This window comes from Thioclava sp. L04-15, from assembly GCF_002020275.1.
GTDB classification, from domain to species: Bacteria; Pseudomonadota; Alphaproteobacteria; order Rhodobacterales; family Rhodobacteraceae; genus Thioclava; species Thioclava marina.
This window is the reverse complement of record NZ_MPZW01000001.1, coordinates 371,874-387,924: the sequence shown is the minus strand read 5'-3', so window position 1 is coordinate 387,924 and position 16,051 is coordinate 371,874. Positions and strand designations below refer to the sequence as shown.

Here is a 16,051-nt window from a genome sequence, read left to right as displayed (position 1 = left end):
AACCCGCGACGCCATCGCCAACGCGCCCTCCCGGCTGGAGGGTCGGGCGCGGCACCGGGGCTCGTCGCCCCGTGCCATCAACAAAACGGAAAACGCCCGGTCCTCACGACCGGGCGTCTCCAATTCCGACAGGACCGCAATCAGCCCTCTTTCTTGCCTTCGAGCGCCTCGATCCGCGCCTTAAGCGCCTCGTTTTCCTCGCGCGCCTTCTGGGCCATCGCGCGCACCGCGTCGAATTCCTCGCGGGTCACGAGGTTGCGATCGGCGAGCCAGCGGTCCATCCAGCTCTTCATCGCTGTTTCGGCCTCGTCCTTCGCGCCCTGAGCAACGCCCATCGCGTTGGTCATCAGCTTGGACATCTCGTCGAAAATCTTGTTGGGCGGCTGCATGTCCATCCCCTCACGGTCAAAAACAGGTTCCCCGTTTATATGGGCTGTGTGCGCGGCGGTGGCAAGGTTGACTTCCCGACGCGCGCAGGGCTTTCTCGCCGCGGCCCATGACAGGAGACAAGCGTGCTGCCCCTTGCCATTCCCTTCCCGCAATTCGACTCGGTTGCCTTCACCATTCCCGGACTTGGCCTGCCGATCCGCTGGTATGCGCTGGCTTATATCGCGGGGCTCGTGGCGGGTTGGCGGATCATCGTAGGCTTGATGAAGCGCCCGGGTCTCTGGCCCGGCGACCGCGCGCCGATGGAGGCGAGCAAGGTCGAGGATCTCCTGACGGCGGTGATCCTCGGTGTGGTGCTGGGCGGACGGATCGGCTTCGTGCTGTTCTATGATGCAAGTTGGTACCTCTCGCATCCACTCGACATCTTCAAGGTCTGGGAAGGGGGCATGTCCTTCCATGGCGGATTCCTCGGCACGCTGGTCGCGGGATGGTGGTTCGCGCGGCGCCATTCGATCCCGAAAATGCAGCTGGCCGACGCGATGGCGCTGGTCGTACCGATCGGGCTGTTTCTTGGCCGTATCGCGAATTTCATCAAGCCCGAGCTGTGGGGGCGTCCGACGGATGTGCCCTGGGGCGTGATCTTCCCCGGCGAGGTGGCGCAGACCTGTCTGGGCATCGCTGGGCAGGTGGACGGCACTTGTGCCCGCCACCCCTCGCAGCTTTACGAGGCGGGGCTGGAAGGACTGCTGTTGGGCCTCATCCTTTGGGGGCTGGTGCGCTTTGCCCGGTCGCTCAAACGCCCGGGGCTCAGCCTCGGGATCTTCCTTACGGGCTATGGGGCCGCGCGCGCCTTCGTCGAGCTGTTCCGCCAAGGCGATGTGCAATTCGTCAGCCTCGACAATCCCTACGGTCATGTCATCCGCTTTACCGACGGGCTGGGGCTTACGATGGGGCAGGTGCTCTCGCTGCCGATGATCGCGGTGGGGCTGTATTTCGTGATCCGCGCGTTGCGCGCGCCGAAAGCCTCGTGACGCCGCTGGGCCGGATACTCGCGGCGCAGATCGCCGCTGAAGGGCCGATGCGGCTCGACCGATATATGGGGGCCTGCCTGCTCCATCCCGAGCATGGCTATTACGCGACGCGTGACCCGTTCGGGGGCAAGGGCGATTTCATCACCGCCCCCGAGATCTCGCAGATGTTCGGAGAGATGCTGGGGCTGTGTCTGGCGCAGGCTTGGCTCGATCAGGGTCGGCCCGCACCGTTCCTGCTGGCCGAGGCCGGGCCGGGGCGGGGCACGCTGATGGCCGATATGCTGCGCGCGATGCGCTCGGTGCCGGGGATGGTCGAGGCCGCGCAGGTCCACCTGATCGAAGCCTCGCCCACTCTGCGCGAGATCCAGCGCGCGCGACTGGAGGGGCATGCGGTCACCTGGCATGACAGTATCGACACGCTGCCCGAGGCGCCGCTCTTCTTCGTCGCCAACGAATTCCTCGACGCGCTGCCGATCCGGCAATTCCAGCGGGTCGAAAAGGGCTGGGCCGAGCGTCAGGTGGGGCTTGCGCCTGACGGATCGCTGGCCCCCGGTCTCGCGCCCCCCGTGCGGCTCGAGGCGCTGGAGCCGCGTATCATGGATACCAAACCCGGTGACGGGGTCGAAACCTGCGCACCCGCGCGGAGTTTCACCGAAACGCTGGCGGCCCGGATTGCTGCACAGGGCGGAGCGGCGCTGCTGATCGATTACGGGAACTGGCACAGCCTTGGCGACACCTTCCAGGCGCTCAAGGCGCATCAGCCCGTCGATCCCTTCGAGGCGCCCGGTGAAGCGGACCTGACGGCCCATGTCGATTTCGAGCCGCTCGCCTTGGCTGCGCGCGCGGCTGGCGCTCAGGTCTCTGCCATGACGGCACAGGGCGTTCTACTCGAACGGCTCGGGATCACGGCGCGTGCGCAGATGCTTGCTCAAAGCTTGGACGGTGCTGCGCTCGAGGCCCATATCGCCGCGCATCGCCGCTTGACCCACCCCGAGGAAATGGGTCACCTGTTCCAGTCTCTGGCGATCGTTGCGCCGGGTGCAGCCTTGCCGCCCGGTTTCGATCCTGCCCGACCCTGAGCCTGAGAGGACGCGATGGCGACTACGCTCGAAATCCTGACCTCCCCTGCGCTGAACGGCGTTCGGCACGGTTTTTTCACCCGACGCGGAGGGGCGTCGTCCGGTATCTTCTCGGGGCTCAATTGCGGCCCCGGTTCGTCGGATCAATCCGAGGCGGTGCGCACCAACCGTGCCCGCGCCGCCGATGCGCTTGGTATTGCCCCCGAGGCGTTGCTTGGCGTTCACCAGATCCATTCCCCCGATGTCGCGACGCTCGACGGTCCGCCCGCCGGTCCCATCGAAGCCGATGCCATCGTCACCGCCACGCCGGGCGTCGCGATCTCCGTTCTGACGGCGGATTGCCAGCCGGTTCTCTTTGCCGATGCCAAGGCGGGCGTGATCGGCGCGGCCCATGCGGGTTGGCGCGGAGCGCTCGAAGGGGTTCTCGAGAACACGCTCGACGCGATGGAGGCGCTCGGCGCGCATCGCGAGGACACGGTCGCGGTGATCGGGCCGTGCATTTCCGTCCATGCCTACGAGGTGGGTGAGGAATTCATGGAGCGCTTCATCATCGAGGATCCCGCCTATGCGCGGTTCTTCTCGGGAGGGCCGAATGGTCGGCCGCATTTCGACCTTCCGAGCTTCTCTCTCGATCGTCTGCGTGCAGCGGGTGTGGGGGAGGCGGAATGGATCCGCCATTGCACTTATGCCGATCCCGACCGCTTCTATTCCTACCGCCGCACGACCCATGCCGGCGAGGCTGATTACGGCCGCCTGATCTCGGCGATTCGTTTATGAATTGGGCATGAATGCGGGGGCGATGGTCCGAATGACGCCCCATTTGTGACGGCTCCGGCGGCAAAGCTGGTAAAACGCCCCTGATTTCACAGTGATTTGAAACAATGCGCCTGCGCCACAATCGGTTGCTGCCAGGCCCCTGAAAAAAATGTTCAACGCCTCAAGCTGGCCCCATTGGCTCGTAATATAAGGGGCGAACCGGACCTAGCCGGTCCCAAGAGGAGGCACAGAAAAATGACCCAGAAAAACCCGACGCGCCGCTGGATGAAATCGATGCTGGCCGAGGCCGCCCGCTGCGAAACGCCCATGCCCTGGGCACGCGCCAACCGCAAGCCGCTGGCCGAGCGTCGCGCCGCCGAGCGGCCGCAGCGGACGCGCTCCGCCGCACGCTGATCCGAACCTCGTCCGCGCACCGCTTTTGGTCATGCCGGCGCGCGGGGCGAGACCCGGCCGGACGCTGCCAAGTCCGGCCACTGTCACCCGCGTCTCGGTCTGCTCCCGGGGCGCGGGTGATTCGAATCTGCAATGTGGCGAAATTACGGCCGCCGGTTCGCGCACCCGAAACACTCCGACAAGCCACCTGCGGACTGCGCGCCCGCGCGAGGACAATAATACGGAAAATTTGACGCAGAGCCCCAAGCTGCGCATTTTTGAGTTGTCTCTCTGCAACCGGTGGGGGCCGTAGCAGATGTGACCAGACCGAAAGGCTGATCGCATGAATATGACCCACCGGTCCGCGGAGGCAGGTTCTCTCCGCACTGCGACTGACATGCAGGCGCCCCGCGTTCTGCGTGCCACACCGCCTTCGCCGAAGCGCACGCTGCGCGCTTCGGCGATGACGCGGCGCTATACCACGATGTGGCTCGGCCCGACCGGGCACATCGAGGAGGAAGTCCGCATTGCCCCGGCGATTCCGCTCTTCGAGGAAGCCTTCTCGGCGCTCGCGCGCGGCTCGGTCCTCGCGACCGAGGACGGCCCCGTCGCGGTCGAGGATCTCGTGCCGGGGATGCGGGTGATCACCGCCGACGAGCGCATCGAAACCGTGACCTGGATCGGCTCGATGACGCTTTTCCCCGCCTCGGCCGAGGAGGCGCATAAGCTGATCCGTATCACTTCCGAGGCCTTCGGCCATGGCCGTCCGATGCCAGATCTGGTGCTTGGCCCACATGCGCGGCTTTGCCTGCGCGATGCGCGGCTGCGCGCGCGGATGGGGATCGAAACCGCCTATGCGCCGATCGCGGGTTTCGTCGACGGGGTCAGCGTGATCGAGGTTACGCCGGCCTCGCCGGTCAGCGCCTATCACGTCTTGCTTGAGCATCACGGGTCGCTCAAGGTCGGCGGCATGGAGATCGAGAGCTATCATCCCGGAGAGGGGATCGAGCGAATGATCGACCCGCGCATGGCCGAGCTCTTCACCGCGCTTTTCCCGCAAATCGAACGGTTGCGCGATTTCGGCCCGCTCTGCGCGCCGCGCCTGACCCGCTTCGAGGTCGAGGAAATGCTGATCTGATCCCTGTCCGGGGGCAGCCGAAAATGAAGAACGCCCGTGCCGATGACCTCGGCGCGGGCGTTTGCTTTTCGGGAGGGGGAGGGGGCGCTGCCCCCTCGGCGCGATGCGCCTCACCCCCGGGATATTTAGGCCAAGAGGAAGGGGCGATCAGGCCTCTTCCATTGCCTCCAGCTCGTCGATGAAGCCTTCGATCATCGACAGGCCCTTGTCCCAGAAGGCCGGGTCCGAGGCGTCGAGGCCGAAGGGGGCGAGCAGTTGCTTGTGGTGCATCGAGCCGCCCGCCTCCAGCATCGCGAAATACTTGTCCTGGAAGCCCTTCGGCTGGGCCTCGTAGGCGGCGTAGAGCGCGTTCACCAACCCGTCGCCGAAGGCATAGGCGTAGACGTAGAAGGGCGAGTGGACGAAGTGCGGGATGTAGGACCAGAAGGTTTCGTATCCGTCCATGAACTCGAAGGCCGGGCCGAGGCTTTCGCCCTGCACCGACATCCAAAGCGCGTTGATATCCTCGGGGGTGAGCTCCCCTTGGGCGCGCGCTGCGTGCAGTTTGCATTCGAAATCGTAGAAGGCGATCTGGCGCACGACGGTGTTGATCATGTCTTCGACCTTGCCGGCGAGCAGCGTCTTGCGTTCTTCGCGGGTCTTGGCGGCGGCGAGCAGCTTGCGGAAGGTCAGCATCTCGCCGAAGACCGACGCGGTTTCCGCGAGCGTCAGCGGGGTCGAGGAGAGCATTTCGCCCTGTTTCGCGGCCAGCACCTGATGGACGCCGTGGCCCAGCTCATGCGCGAGCGTCATCACGTCGCGCGGTTTGCCCAGGTAGTTGAGCATCACGTAGGGGTGCACGGTGGTCACGGTCGGATGGGCGAAGGCACCCGGCGCCTTGCCCGGTTTCACGCCCGCGTCGATCCAGCCTTTCTCGAAGAAGGGCTGGGCGATCTCGGCCATGCGCGGATCGAAGCCCGCATAGGCGTCGAGCACGGTTTCCTTCGCCTCGTCCCACTGGATGTCGCGCGGCGCCTCGGTCGGCAGGGGCGCGTTGCGGTCCCAGACCTGAAGCTTGTCGAGGCCGAGCCATTTCGCTTTCAGCGCGTAGTAGCGATGCGACAGGCGCGGATAGGCGGCAACCACGGCATTGCGCAGCGCCTCGACCACCTCGGGCTCGACATCGTTCGACAGGTGCCGGCCGGTCTGGGGCGTCGGCATCTTGCGCCAGCGATCCTCGATTTCCTTTTCCTTCGCCAGCGTGTTGTGGATGCGCGAAAAGGTGCGGATGTTCTCGCCGAAGACCTTGGCGAGCGCATGGGCGGCCGCTTCGCGCTTGGCGCGGTCGTGATCGGAGAGCAGCGTCGTGGTGGCTTCGAGCGAGAGCATCTCGCCGTCGACGTCGAATTCCAGCGCGGCGGTGGTCTCGTCGAAGAGGCGGTTCCAGGCGGCAGCGCCCACGACCGATTGATCATGCAGGAACTTCTCCAGCTCGTCGGAGAGCTGGTAGGGCTTCATCGCGCGCATCCGGTCGAAGACGGGCTTGTAGCGCGACACTTTCGGATCGGCGAAGACGGCCTCGTATCTGTCGTCCGGGATGCGGTTGAATTCGAGGCTGAAGAAAACGAGCGGCGTGGTGTAGGTGGTGATCTTGTCCTGCGCATCCGACAGCAGTTTCACCCGGCCGGCGTCCACGGTGTTCTGGTAGTAGCGCAGCCCCGTATAGGACATCACGCGACCTGCCTTCTCTTCGATCGCCTCATAGCGCGCGATGCACTCTGCCATGCCCGCAGCGTCGAGATCGGCGAGTTTGCCCTCATAGTCGGCGGCAAAGGCGGCGCAGGCCTTTTCCAGCCATTCCATGTCTTGCGCCAGCTCCGGTGCGTCGGGGGCGGTGTAGAGGTCGCTGAGGTTCCATTCGGGCAGATCTCCGAACGCGCCTCCGGTTGCATTGGCATCGAAGACGGGGCGGCGGGGCGAAATGGTCATGCTATCCTCTCAACGTTTGGCGTTGTCACTCAGATAGGGGCAGCGAGGCGGGACTGGCAAGGGTGGGGCAGGTGTAAAGGGCGTGCACAAATTTTAGGCAATGCCTGTCAAATGACGTTTCTCTGAAGCTATTGGGAACGTTAACATCGGGGATCGGCTTTTCCTCATCATGATCACGACCTAGAGATGGGGAAAGAGCAGGGGAGTGAATGCGTTCGCGATGACCGAGTATTTCAACGAGATGTTCGATGGGGGCAGGGTTCGTCAACCCTATTCCGGGCTTGATGGCTGGATGCGCGAAATGCCTGCGGAACTGCGCGCAATGAAACAGGCCGAGGCCGAGGCGCTGTTTCGCCGCATCGGCATCACCTTCGCGGTTTATGGCGAAGGCGGCGACCCGGATCGTCTGATCCCCTTCGACATGTTCCCCCGTGTCTTCACGCAGAGCGAATGGCGCAAGCTCGAGCGCGGCATCAAGCAACGTGCCCGCGCGCTCAACGCCTTCCTTCTTGATGTGTACGGGCGCGGCGAGATCGTGCGCGCCGGACGCATCCCGGCGCGGCTCGTCTATCAGAACGAGGCCTATGAGCGGGCGGTTTCAGGCTTTATTCCGCCGCGCGGTATCTATTCCCATATCGTCGGCATCGATCTCGTGCGGACCGGGCCGGACGAGTTCTATGTGCTCGAGGACAATTGCCGCACGCCCTCGGGCGTCTCCTACATGCTCGAGAACCGCGAGATCATGATGCGCATGTTCCCGCAGCTCTTTCGCGAGAACCGGATCGAGCCGGTCGATGGCTATCCCGACGCGCTCCGCCGTACGCTGGCCTCGGTGGCGCCCGCGAAATGCGACCGCGAACCGACGATCGCAATTCTCACGCCGGGCCATTTCAACTCCGCCTATTACGAGCACTCCTTCCTTGCCGACTTGATGGGGGTCGAGCTGGTCGAGGGGGCGGATCTGTTTGTCGAGGGCGGGTTCTGCTGGATGCGCACGACCGAAGGCCCGAAGAAGGTCGACGTGATCTATCGCCGCATCGACGACGCTTTCATCGACCCGCTCTGTTTCCGGCCCGACTCGATGCTGGGCGTGCCGGGGCTGATGGATGTCTACCGTTCGGGCGGGGTGACGATCTGTTCGGCGCCGGGAGCGGGCGTCGCCGACGACAAGGCAATCTACACGTTCGTGCCCGAGATGGTGCGTTTCTATCTCGGTGAGGAGCCGCTTCTGGAGAATGTGCCGACATGGCAGTGCGCCAAGCCCGATGACCTGAAATACGTGCTCGATCACCTGCCCGAGCTGGTGGTCAAGGAGGTTCACGGATCGGGCGGTTACGGGATGCTCGTAGGGCCGAAAGCCACGAAGGAGCAGATCGAGACCTTCCGCATCAAGATCCAGGACAACCCGGTGAACTACATCGCCCAGCCGACGCTGGCGCTCTCGACGACGCCGACCTTCGTGGAAGAGGGGGTGGCGCCCCGCCATGTCGACCTGCGCCCCTATTGCCTCGTGGGCGAGAAGGTCGAGCTGGTGCCGGGTGGGTTGACGCGCGTGGCGCTGACCGAAGGCTCGCTCGTGGTGAACTCGTCGCAGGGTGGCGGGGTCAAGGATACCTGGGTTCTGGCGGAGTGATTGTGACATGCTGAGCCGGACGGCGGAAAACCTCTTCTGGATCGCGCGCTACATGGAGCGTGCGGAAACCATGGCGCGCCTGCTTGAGGTGGGCGCCCGGATCGCGCTGACGCCCTCGGCAGGGCACGGCTATCGCTCGGAATGGGAGAGCCTGTTGCAGGCTTCGGGCACTGCGGATGGCTTTGCCGAGAAATATGGCGATCCGGTACAGCGCAATATCGAGAGCTACCTGTTCTTTGACCGCGACAATCCGTCCTCGGTGATTTCCTGCATCGAGCGTGCCCGCGAGAATGCACGGATCGTGCGCACCGCGATCACCGGTCAGGTCTGGGATACGCTCAACACCGCGTTTCAAGAAATCCGCCAGATCGAACGCCAGCCGCGTTCGGAATGGGAGACGACGGAGCTCTGCGAATGGGTCGCACGCCAATCCGCGATGATGCGCGGCGCGATGGACGCGACGATGCTGCGCAATGACGGGTTCTTCTTCATGAACCTCGGCTATGCGCTGGAACGGGCCGACAACACCGCGCGCCTGATCGACGTGAAGTATTTCGTGCTGCTGCCCTCGGTGGAGATGGTCGGCACGGGCTTCGACAATTACCAGTGGCAGGTCCTCTTGCGGGCACTTCAATCCTATCGCGCCTTCCACTGGGCTTACGGCGGCGACATCACCGCTTCGAAAATCGCCGATTTCCTCATTCTCAACCCGGCGAGCCCGCGCTCGCTGATGTCGGCAATGCGCAAGGCGCTGCATCATCTCGAGAATATCGGGCGCTTCTATGGGGACGAGACGGCGAGCGGACCGGTGCAGATCCGGGTGCGCGGCCTCGTGCGCGAACTCGAACAAACCCAGGTGACAGAGATATTCGACGAGGGGCTGCACGAGTTTCTCACCCGCTTCATCGGTGAGATCGGCGATCTGGCCGGGCTTGTGCAACGCAACTACCTGTCGGGAGATGCGCGATGATCCTCACGGTCAATCATGTCACGACCTATGATTACGACGCGCCGATGGGGGCTGCGGTGCAATCGCTGCGCCTCTTTCCCTCGCGCTTCGACGGACAACGCACGATCGACTGGTCGGTGTCCGTCGAAGGGGGCGTGAAGGGGGGGGCGTTTCGCGATGGCGCGGGTGACCGGGTCGAGGGTTGGTCGATCCGCCCGCCGGTGGAGGCCGTCACGGTCACGGTCACCGGGCAGGTCGAAACCTTCGACACCTCGGGCGTGCTGCGCGGCCACCGCGAGCTCGTTCATCCCATGGCATATCTGCGCGAGACCGTTGCGACCTGGATCGACGATGCGCTTCAGGAACTGGGCGAGAGCGCCGTCGAGGGCGCGTCGGACATGCTTGACCGGGCGCACCGTCTCAGCTCCGCTGTCGCCGAGGCGATCGCCTACAAGCCCGGAGTCACCCACACCCACACCACCGCCGCCGAGGCGCTGACGCAGGGCGAGGGGGTCTGTCAGGACCATGCCCATGCGCTGATCGCGGCGGCGCGCGCGGTCGATATGCCAGCGCGTTACGTTTCGGGTTACCTGTTCGCGACCGAAGATGGCGCGCCGCATGAGGCGGCCCATGCCTGGGCCGAGATCTGGGTCGAGGGGATCGGCTGGATCGGCTTCGACCCGGCCAACGCATGCTGCCCCGACGAGCGCTATATCCGGCTTGGCTCCGGGTTGGATGCGCGCGAGGCCGCGCCGATCCGTGGGATCACTCAGGGCGCGGGCGAGGAGCGACTGGACGTCACAGTTGCGCTGGAACAGCTCCAGCAATAGATTGCGCGTCTGTCAGGGGATCAGGGGACGACTATGACCTACTGTGTGGGCCTTCTGCTCAATGAAGGCATGGTTTTGCTGTCCGACACCCGGACGAATGGCGGGCTCGACAATATCGCGACCTATCGCAAGATGTTTACCTTCGAAGACCCCGGTGAGCGGGTGATCGCGATCATGACGGCGGGCTCGCTCTCGGTCACGCAGACGACGCTTGCGCGCCTGCGCGAAGCGGTCGATGCGTCGGACGCGACCGGCGAGACCTCGATCATGGAAGCGCCGACCATGCTCAAAGTGGCCGAGATCATCGGCAACACGATGGCGGGCGTTCGCAAGGATATCGTCAGCCGCATGGATGCCGAGCGGATTTCGACCTCGGCCTCGATGATCGTCGCGGGTCAGCGCGCGGGCGGCGAGATGCGGATGTTCCTGATCTACCCGGAAGGCAATTTCATCGAAGCCACCGAGGACACGCCCTTCCTGCAGATCGGCGAGCACAAATATGGCAAGCCCATCCTCGATCGCGTTGTGCGCCCCGAGACGAGTCTCGAGGACGCGCAAAAGGCCGTGCTTTTGTCGATGGATTCGACGCTGCGCTCGAACCTCTCGGTGGGGATGCCGCTCGATCTCGCGGTGATCCGCAAGGACGAATGCAAGATCGGCACGCGCCGCCGGATCGAGGCGGGTGATTCCGATTTCGCGCGCATGTCCGAAGCCTGGTCGAACGCGCTGCGCGAAGGGTTCACGCAGATTCAGCTGTAAGGCCGTCGCGGGCCGCGAGCCCGCCGGCCGCATCGAACAGCGCCGCACAGCCGTCATAGAAGCGCGCGCGCGTGGAGGGGATCTCCATCATGAGTTCGTGCTCGGCCTCGGGGATGACGTCGAGCTTGCCCTTGGGCCAGCGGTTCATGCGGTCATGCACCGCCGGGCAATGCACGATTTTCTCCGCCGCCCCGAGCCCGCAATAGCAGGGCAGGTCGGGCGAAGGCAGGGCAGCCAGCGCCTCGCACTCCAGAAGGCTTTCGGCAACCCAGTGGATCGTCGGGCCGGCAAGCGTCAAGTCGGGGTGTTTCGCGGCCTGGTCGATCAGCCAGGACCACATCTCGGGGTCGCGTGTCAGCCGGTTCGCGAGAAAGCTGTCGCGGTAGACATAGGTCGTGCCATTCATCCCGGGCGGGTAGGCTTCGGCAAGGAAGGAATCCCCCAGAAGCTGCGCGATCAGGATGCGGAACGGGTGCAGCAGCGCGGGGGCCTTGATCCCCCACATCGGAGCGGAGAAGGCGGCTGCGGAAAAACGGTGATGCTCGTGTTCGATCGCGCGCAGGCCGATTGCGCCGCCCATCGAATGCCCGACCAGAAAATAGGGCTGGGGAAGACCCAACTCGTCCGCGGCGTCGATCACCGCGTGAAGATCCCACTGGTAGTCCTGAAGCCCGCCGACATGGCCCTTTTCGGGGGCATGGGTCAGAATGCGATCGGCAAGGCCCTGGCCGCGCCAGTCGATGGCCAGCATCGCGTAGCCCCGCGCGGCGAAATCCGCCGCGGCAGGGCCGTATTTTTCGATGTATTCGGTGCGCCCGCACAACAGGAACACGGTCCCGCGCGGCTGAGGGGGGCTGGGCCAGTGACCGAAGCGGATGCGAACACCGTCGCGGGCCGTCAGCCAATAGGCCGCGCCGCCCCCGGGGCCGCGCGCGATCTGTTCGAAAAGGGGCGCGCGCTCCATCAGGCCAGAGCCGCTCCCAGCTGCATCGCAAGGCCCATCGAGCCGTCGATCTTGAGCTTGCCCGACATGAAGGCCGAGGTCGGGTTCACATCCCCGTTGAGCATGCCTTCGAAGGTGTCGCGATCGGCGGTCAGCACGACCTCGGCTTCGTCGTCGCCGGCGCGCACGCCGTTTTCGTCGACGATGATCGAGCCTTCATCCTCGATCACGAATTTCGCGGTGGACGAAAAACCGTCCGGCATTTTCGCCTGCAGCGCCTCGACAGCCTTGTCGATTACCTCGCTCATGGAAGTCCTCCAGTTTTGATGGCCGGGCTCTCGCTTTCTCCGGCATTTGCGTTACAGTCGAAACTATGTGGCACCGAATTCACAGATACAAATGTGTCGTCACGGCATTTTGCGTAAGCCTCGCGCTCGCGACAATTGCGGCTTTCCCTGCCCGCGCCGAAACGGAGGGGCTCGATCCCTATTTCAAGGAGCTCGCCGACCCCTCCGAACAGGGCTGGGCGCGCGCCGAGGCGGATATCCGGAGGGCGTGGTCGCGTTCGGGTTCGGCGACAATGGATTTGCTGCTGAAACGCGGTGAACAGGCGCTTGACGAAGGCGATGCAGATGCCGCGATCGAGCATTTCACCGCACTCACCGATCATGCGCCGGATTTCGCCGCCGGATGGAACGGACGCGCCACGGCCTATTTCATGGCCGGTCTCTATGGCCCCGCGGCCTCCGATATCGCGCATACGCTGCAACTGGAGCCCCGCCACTGGGGCGCGCTCGCGGGGCTTGGCGCGATTCTCGAGGAGATGGGCGACGATGCGCGCGCGTTGGAAGCCTACCGCGCCTCTTTCGCCTTGAACCCGCATCAACAGGATGTGAAAGACGCCATTGCGCGTCTCGAGAAGGCGCATCAGGGCACGGCTCTCTGAGGCCGGAACGGAGCAGCGATGCAAAGCGGGCGGATCACGGCCGTTCTGGGGCCGACCAATACCGGCAAGACGCATTACGCGATCGAGCGGATGCTGGCGCATCGTACCGGCGTCATCGGCCTGCCTTTGCGGCTTCTCGCGCGCGAGGTCTATGACCGGATCGTCGAGCAGCGCGGGCCTTCCGTCGTGGCGCTGGTCACCGGCGAAGAGCGCATCGTGCCCGAGCGCACGCAGTACTGGGTCTGCACGGTCGAGGCGATGCCCACGGGGATCGGCGCGGATTTCCTTGCCATCGACGAGATCCAGCTTTGCGGCGACCCCGAGCGCGGCCATGTCTTCACCGACCGGTTGCTGCACGCGCGCGGTCTGCACGAGACGCTGTTTCTTGGTTCCGAGACGATGCGCGGGGCGATTGCCGCGCTGGTGCCGAAGGTGCAGTTCACCAAGCGCGAGCGGTTCTCCGAGCTGACCTATGCGGGCTCGAAGAAGATCTCCCGGATGAAGCCGCGCTCGGCCATCGTCGGGTTCTCGGTCGAGAATACCTATGCCATCGCCGAGCTGATCCGCCGCCAGAAGGGCGGCTGCGCGGTGGTGATGGGGGCGCTCTCGCCCCGCACCCGCAACGCGCAGGTGGCGATGTATCAGAATGGCGACGTCGATTATCTGGTGGCCACCGATGCGATCGGGATGGGGTTGAACCTCGATATCGACCACGTCGCCTTCTCGGCCACTTCGAAATTTGACGGGCGGCGGATGCGCGCGCTCTTCCCGCATGAGCTGGCGCAGATCGCGGGGCGGGCAGGGCGGCATACCTCCGACGGCACCTTTGGCGTGACGGGCGAGGCGCGGCCTCTCCAGCCCGAGGTGATCGAGGCGATCGAACAGCACCGTTTCGCACCGCTGCAACGGCTACAATGGCGCAGCGCGCGACTTGAATTCGGCTCGCTCGACCGGCTGATCCAGTCGCTCGAGGCGCGCCCCGCCGAGCGCGATGGCGGCGAATGGCTGACCAAAGGCCGCGAGGCCGACGATCTGCGCGCGCTCAAGATGCTGGGCGAAGACCCTGCGATCCGCGATCGGGTCAACAGCCCAAAGGATGTGCAACTCCTGTGGGATGTTTGCCGAATCCCCGATTTTCGTTCGATTTCCGAGGCCGAACATGCCACCCTTCTCGCGCGCATCTTCGAGTTCTTGCAAACGGGCAAGGGAGTGCCTTCGGACTGGCTTGCGCGTCAGATCGAGCGCATCGACCGGACAGGCGGCGATATCGACACGCTGAGCCGCCGTCTCGCCTTCATCCGGACCTGGACTTACGTTGCGCAACGCAAGGGCTGGGTCGATGACGAAAGTCATTGGCGCGAGGCGACCCGCGCTGTAGAAGACCGCCTGTCGGACGCGCTGCATGGCGCTCTGACGCAAAGATTTGTGGACCGGCGCACATCCGTGTTGCTGCGCCGGCTCAAGCAGAAGGAGACCCTCGTGGCCGAGGTGAACGACAAGGGCGAAGTGACGGTAAGCGGCGAATTCGCAGGCCGTCTGGAAGGATTCCGCTTCCGTCAGGACGAAACCGGATCGCCCGACGAGGCGAAGATGCTCGCCCGCGCGGCCTATGAGGCGCTCGCACCCGAGTTCTCCCTGCGCGCGGACCGCTTCTACAACGCGCCCGATACGGAGATGGATTTCACCGAACAGGGCGGCCTGATGTGGGGCGAGATCGCCGTGGGCAAACTGGTGAAGGGGGCCGATCTGCTGCGCCCCTCCGTGCAGGCCTTCGTCGACGAAGAAGCCGGTTCGGACGTGGCCGAGAAGGTCACGCGCCGTCTTCAGCATTTCATCGACCGCAAGGTCGCGGCCCTGTTCGAACCGCTCCTCGCGATGAGCCGTGACGAGGCACTGACGGGCCTCGCGCGCGGCTTCGCCTTCCGCATGGTCGAAGCGCTCGGCATCATCCCACGCGAGCAGATCGCCGCCGAGGTCAAGGATCTCGATCAGGACGCGCGCGGTTCTCTGCGCAAGCACGGCGTGCGTTTCGGCCAGTATACGATCTTCATGCCCGCGCTTCTGAAGCCCGCGCCGACCCGGCTTCGGCTAGTGCTGGCCTCGCTCTGGTCGGGTGCGGATGAGTTCCCCGAAAGCCCGCCCCCGGGCCTCGTGACGATTCCCAATCTCGGCAGTTTCGACGCCGAGACCTATCGCCTCTCGGGCTATCGTCCGGCCGGCGCGCGCGCGATCCGTATCGACATGCTCGAACGCCTCGCCGATCTGCTGCGCGGTCAGGACAGCCGTGGCGGCTTCGAGGCCAACCCGGACATGCTCTCGATCACCGGCATGACGCTCGAGCAGTTCGCCGACCTTATGGAAGGGCTCGGCTACAAGGCCGAGAAGGGCGAGCGCGCGAAGGTGAAAGCTGCCGATCTCGAGAAGGCCGAGGAAGAGGCCGGCGCGCAGGCGCTCTCCGATGAGCTCGCGACCGAAGCCACGGCCGAAGCCGGTGGCGGCGAGGAGACCCCCGAGACCCATCCCGAGGCGGAAGCCGCGGCCGAGGCGGGCGGTGACATGATCGCCGCCGAAGAGGTTGCGGGCGACGAGGTCGAGACCTTCTTCACCTTCACCTGGGCGCCGCGTCCGCGCGGCAATCGTCCGCCGCGCCGTGATCAGGGGCAGGGCGGAAAGCCCGGTGGCGAGCGTGGTGAGCGCAAGGGCGGCGGCAAGCCGCAGGGCAAGCGCGACCGCGACGGGTTCAAGGGCGGCAAGAAGGGCGGCAAACCGCAAGGCGCGCGCAACTTCGAGGCGCGCCCGCCGAAGAAGGACAAGCCGATCGATCCGGACAATCCTTTCGCGGTGCTCGCAGCCCTCAAGGACAAGAAGTAAGCCCCTGCCATGGACGCGCCCGAGCGCATCCGCATCGACAAATGGCTCTGGCAGGCGCGGTTCTGCAAGACCCGCGGCCTTGCGCAGGACGCGGTGCAGGGCGGCAAGGTGCGCCTCAACGGGCAACGTATCGAGAAACCGGGCCGCGGTGTCGGCCCGGGAGATGTTCTGACGGTTCGGTTCGGGGCACAGGTGCGGGTGCTGCGCATCCTCGAATGCGGCACCCGGCGCGGCCCGGCGAGCGAGGCGCAGGGCCTCTACGAAGAGATCGTACCCGAAGCCTGAAACCTGCGCGTCATGCCGCAGCGAAAAGGCCGAACGTTCCCTTGAAACACGACGCTTCCCCCGCTAGGACGGGTCAGGAAGCT

At 65.0% G+C, this 16,051-nt stretch carries 16 protein-coding genes; 12 read left to right on the top strand and 4 right to left on the bottom strand.

The genetic code is table 11. The annotated features are described in order from the left end of the window. Nucleotides 1-140: 140 nt before the first annotated feature. On the bottom strand, nt 141-389 hold the full coding sequence (locus BMI90_RS01920) for an accessory factor UbiK family protein (protein ID WP_078527164.1): 249 nt from the start codon (nt 387-389) through the stop codon (nt 141-143). Nucleotides 390-527: 138 nt separating this feature from the next. On the opposite strand from BMI90_RS01920, the gene lgt reads away from it, so the two are divergent. The 5 genes from lgt to BMI90_RS01900 all read left to right on the top strand — a co-directional run bounded on the left by lgt (nt 528) and on the right by BMI90_RS01900 (nt 4,784). Then, nucleotides 528-1,418 (top strand): prolipoprotein diacylglyceryl transferase, encoded by an 891-nt coding sequence (gene lgt / locus BMI90_RS01915; protein WP_146671218.1) that lies wholly within the window; start codon nt 528-530, stop codon nt 1,416-1,418. Beyond that, nucleotides 1,415-2,497 (top strand): SAM-dependent methyltransferase, encoded by a 1,083-nt coding sequence (locus tag BMI90_RS01910; RefSeq protein ID WP_078525398.1) that lies wholly within the window; start codon nt 1,415-1,417, stop codon nt 2,495-2,497. The genes lgt and BMI90_RS01910 overlap by 4 nt, the downstream gene beginning before the upstream one ends. A gap of 15 nt (nt 2,498-2,512) precedes the next feature. Then, nucleotides 2,513-3,274 (top strand): peptidoglycan editing factor PgeF, encoded by a 762-nt coding sequence (gene pgeF, locus BMI90_RS01905; protein ID WP_078525396.1) that lies wholly within the window; start codon nt 2,513-2,515, stop codon nt 3,272-3,274. Nucleotides 3,275-3,508: 234 nt separating this feature from the next. Beyond that, nucleotides 3,509-3,667 (top strand): hypothetical protein, encoded by a 159-nt coding sequence (locus BMI90_RS18680; protein ID WP_158521686.1) that lies wholly within the window; start codon nt 3,509-3,511, stop codon nt 3,665-3,667. Nucleotides 3,668-4,043: 376 nt separating this feature from the next. Next, nucleotides 4,044-4,784, top strand: a complete 741-nt coding sequence (locus BMI90_RS01900; RefSeq protein ID WP_168172706.1) for a Hint domain-containing protein — start codon at nt 4,044-4,046, stop codon at nt 4,782-4,784. A 147-nt stretch (nt 4,785-4,931) separates the two neighbouring features. On the opposite strand, the gene BMI90_RS01895 is transcribed toward BMI90_RS01900, so the two are convergent. After that, the gene (locus tag BMI90_RS01895; protein ID WP_078525392.1) at nt 4,932-6,752 is read right to left on the bottom strand and encodes a M3 family oligoendopeptidase; all 1,821 of its coding nucleotides are present in this window, start codon (nt 6,750-6,752) and stop codon (nt 4,932-4,934) included. 220 nt (nt 6,753-6,972) lie between these two features. On the opposite strand from BMI90_RS01895, the gene BMI90_RS01890 reads away from it, so the two are divergent. The 4 genes from BMI90_RS01890 to BMI90_RS01875 are packed head-to-tail and all read left to right on the top strand — an operon-like array spanning nt 6,973 to nt 10,923. Further along, nucleotides 6,973-8,385 (top strand): circularly permuted type 2 ATP-grasp protein, encoded by a 1,413-nt coding sequence (locus BMI90_RS01890; RefSeq protein ID WP_078527162.1) that lies wholly within the window; start codon nt 6,973-6,975, stop codon nt 8,383-8,385. A gap of 7 nt (nt 8,386-8,392) precedes the next feature. Further along, the gene (locus BMI90_RS01885) at nt 8,393-9,355 is read left to right on the top strand and encodes an alpha-E domain-containing protein (RefSeq protein ID WP_078525390.1); all 963 of its coding nucleotides are present in this window, start codon (nt 8,393-8,395) and stop codon (nt 9,353-9,355) included. Next, nucleotides 9,352-10,164, top strand: a complete 813-nt coding sequence (locus tag BMI90_RS01880) for a transglutaminase family protein (protein WP_078525388.1) — start codon at nt 9,352-9,354, stop codon at nt 10,162-10,164. The genes BMI90_RS01885 and BMI90_RS01880 overlap by 4 nt, the downstream gene beginning before the upstream one ends. 33 nt (nt 10,165-10,197) lie before the next feature. Next, nucleotides 10,198-10,923: a proteasome-type protease gene (locus tag BMI90_RS01875; RefSeq protein ID WP_078525386.1), complete on the top strand. Its 726-nt coding sequence runs from the start codon at nt 10,198-10,200 to the stop codon at nt 10,921-10,923. Here BMI90_RS01875 and BMI90_RS01870 read toward each other — a convergent pair. Together BMI90_RS01870 and BMI90_RS01865 are read right to left on the bottom strand one after the other, a co-directional pair. After that, entirely contained in the window at nt 10,904-11,887 is a 984-nt protein-coding gene (locus BMI90_RS01870) for an alpha/beta hydrolase (protein WP_078525384.1), read from the bottom strand. The two genes, BMI90_RS01875 and BMI90_RS01870, sit on opposite strands and share 20 nt — an antisense overlap. Continuing rightward, nucleotides 11,887-12,174, bottom strand: coding sequence for an SCP2 sterol-binding domain-containing protein (locus tag BMI90_RS01865; protein WP_078525382.1), 288 nt, complete (start codon nt 12,172-12,174; stop codon nt 11,887-11,889). The genes BMI90_RS01870 and BMI90_RS01865 overlap by 1 nt, the downstream gene beginning before the upstream one ends. Nucleotides 12,175-12,239: 65 nt before the next feature. Between BMI90_RS01865 and BMI90_RS01860 the strand changes: the two genes are divergently transcribed. Genes BMI90_RS01860 through BMI90_RS01850 form a run of 3 tightly spaced genes read left to right on the top strand, consistent with a single transcriptional unit; the run spans nt 12,240 to nt 15,968 of the window. Further along, nucleotides 12,240-12,812 carry a hypothetical protein gene (locus BMI90_RS01860; protein ID WP_078525380.1) on the top strand — a complete coding sequence of 191 codons (573 nt, stop codon included), beginning with the start codon at nt 12,240-12,242 and terminating at the stop codon, nt 12,810-12,812. An 18-nt stretch (nt 12,813-12,830) separates the two neighbouring features. Further along, a complete protein-coding gene (locus BMI90_RS01855; RefSeq protein ID WP_078525378.1) occupies nt 12,831-15,683 on the top strand; it encodes a helicase-related protein in 2,853 nt (950 codons plus the stop codon). Nucleotides 15,684-15,692: 9 nt separating this feature from the next. Next, on the top strand, nt 15,693-15,968 hold the full coding sequence (locus BMI90_RS01850; protein WP_078525376.1) for an RNA-binding S4 domain-containing protein: 276 nt from the start codon (nt 15,693-15,695) through the stop codon (nt 15,966-15,968). Nucleotides 15,969-16,051: the final 83 nt, after the last annotated feature.